Genomic DNA, 2,070 nt, shown 5'->3' on the forward strand with positions numbered 1-2,070 from the left:
CAGGCCCAGCACCTCTGGGGAGTCGCTCGGGAAGTCCCCGGGCATACCGGGTACGTGGATGGTCCGCCGGTGCACGTCCGCCAGAAACCCGATAGCGCCGACCGGGAACTCCGACCAGTCGCCGTTGTCTCCGCGGACGACCACCGGCCATGCGTCCGGGTCGCGAGAACTCGTCTTCCAGTAAAAGGAGTCCCCCGAATAGGACTCCGCCCAGGAGATCAGGCCTCCCGGTTGCGGGAAGGGAACGTAGCCCTCGGTGTCGCCCATCTCGTACAGGTCCTGAAGCGTAGCGGTTGCCCGTCTACGGGTCTGTCGTCAGGGACATGGCGTCCAGGCGCTGCCGTACATGTCACGCGTCAGCGATTCACTCTCCAACGGGCAGAGGTGGGCGTCCTGCCAGCAGGACGCCCACCTCTTTCACGCCTCAGTCACAGACTTCACGAACGGAACCCTGATGCCTCGCCCCAAGGGATTCCGCGCCATTCCGTCAAGGCATAAGCCATGAGGCGGTCATTGAACACATGATCCGTCATCCCACTGAGAAGAGTGGTCAGCATCAGATCCTTGCCACGGGTGGCATCTTCTCCCAGTGCGGCACGTGCTTCCTCGAGGAAGATGTCGAGAATCTCACCCCCGACGCTCACTTGGACGTACTGCTCGAGGACCGGTTCGGCAGGGCGGGAAATACGTACCGTGCTGCTCGCCCAGCCCTCTCCCTCCTTCACCTCACCGCTGGAGACGTCCACATCCTCGTCGCGCAGGTGAGTCAGAAGAACGTTCAGCGCCTCCAGTGGAGATCGCCCTCCCGACTCCCCGAGGGCGCCGCGCTCGAAAGCCACTCTTCACTCCTCAGCACATCAGTCGTCAAAAACATAGTTGATGATGATCCCGAACCCTGTCTCCAGGTAACTGCCGCGTCGGTTCGGTGCAGCGGTGGCGGCAAGTGTGGGACTGACGGCGGACCGCGAGCTCTGCGGTCGCAGGGGCCGGCGTCGCTGCCGAGGCTGAGCGAGACGCAGTTCAGCCAGTTGGAGGCGAAGCTGGTCAGGGGGCAGGCCGCGCACGGCTGGGAAGACCAACGCTGGACTCTGAGCTGTGTGAAGACAGTGCCCCACTGCAAGAAACCGGCGCTGTCCTGGTGGGTTCCGGCGCAGGCAAGGAAACTGCTCCGACGTCCGAGAGACGCCAGAATCGGCCCCGTTGGGGGCCGGTCAGCAATCCGTGTCCGCCACCCCCCCAGCTCCGGCTCCGGATGCTGCGTCCCGGCTGGATGCCGGGGACCTTCCTACCCAACCCCCCATGGCCGCGAGTCGCTTCACGATCTCCGTCCGGCCTATCACTCCGCACCGTATCCCGAGCCCTGACGGAACGGTGGCATCGGGGCTTGTCTACTGGCTGCTTGTCACCGGTCCCGAAGGGGCCTCGGCGAGCACGATGTTCTCCTTCACCCGGCCGGCCCGACCTGGTATTCCAGGTCGGCTCCGCCGGCGGCGATGTCCTTGTAGAGGACCGTGTCGCCCTTCGCCGTCGGCACCGAGCCCTTGAGGGCGCCGTCCAGCCCGAGGGCGACGGCCGGTCCGTCATCGCCTGCCTGGAGCCTCAGCAGCTTGCCGTCACCGTCGGCCGCGCTGAACCAACTGCGCGCTGTGTTCGACCTGTTGGCGAACTGGAAGCCCTTCGCGTCCGACGCCCGCACCGTCGTGTCGATCGGCTTCCACGACCCGCCCGACAGGTACGACACGGGCTTCGCCGACAGCTCGGCCTGCACCCGCCCGTCCGACATCTGCCAGAACCGCGCCTGCGGCGTACGCCGCTCGACCAGCTCCTTCACCCGCTTCGCGGGCGGCAGCTCCTCGCCCTTGGGCAGCTTCTCGCGGCTGGGAATCTCCAGCTTGCCGCCCACCGGCGGCTTCGCGGCCTCGGCTTCGTCCGAGAACCAGCCCGCTATCGTGTCGACGACGCCCTTGTCGTCGTCCTTTCCCGGCGGAGACGGTGGGGCCGCATAGGCGACCTGCGGCAGCAGCGTTCCCGCCACCGCCGAGACCACCAAACAGGAGATATATCTCCCGT

3 protein-coding genes are annotated in these 2,070 nt (G+C 66.2%); all 3 read right to left on the reverse strand.

The features are described from left to right. A partial coding sequence (locus tag ACLB9X_RS34285; RefSeq protein WP_410364324.1) for a hypothetical protein occupies positions 1-267 on the reverse strand: 267 nt, incomplete at its 3' end. A 170-nt stretch (positions 268-437) separates the two neighbouring features. Continuing rightward, a complete protein-coding gene (locus ACLB9X_RS34290) occupies positions 438-839 on the reverse strand; it encodes a hypothetical protein (RefSeq protein ID WP_410364325.1) in 402 nt (133 codons plus the stop codon). A gap of 605 nt (positions 840-1,444) precedes the next feature. Beyond that, on the reverse strand, positions 1,445-2,070 hold a 626-nt coding region (locus ACLB9X_RS34295), incomplete at its 5' end, for a hypothetical protein (RefSeq protein WP_410364326.1).

The organism is Streptomyces sp. 5K101 (genome assembly GCF_046506645.1).
Classification (GTDB): Bacteria; Actinomycetota; Actinomycetes; order Streptomycetales; family Streptomycetaceae; genus Streptomyces.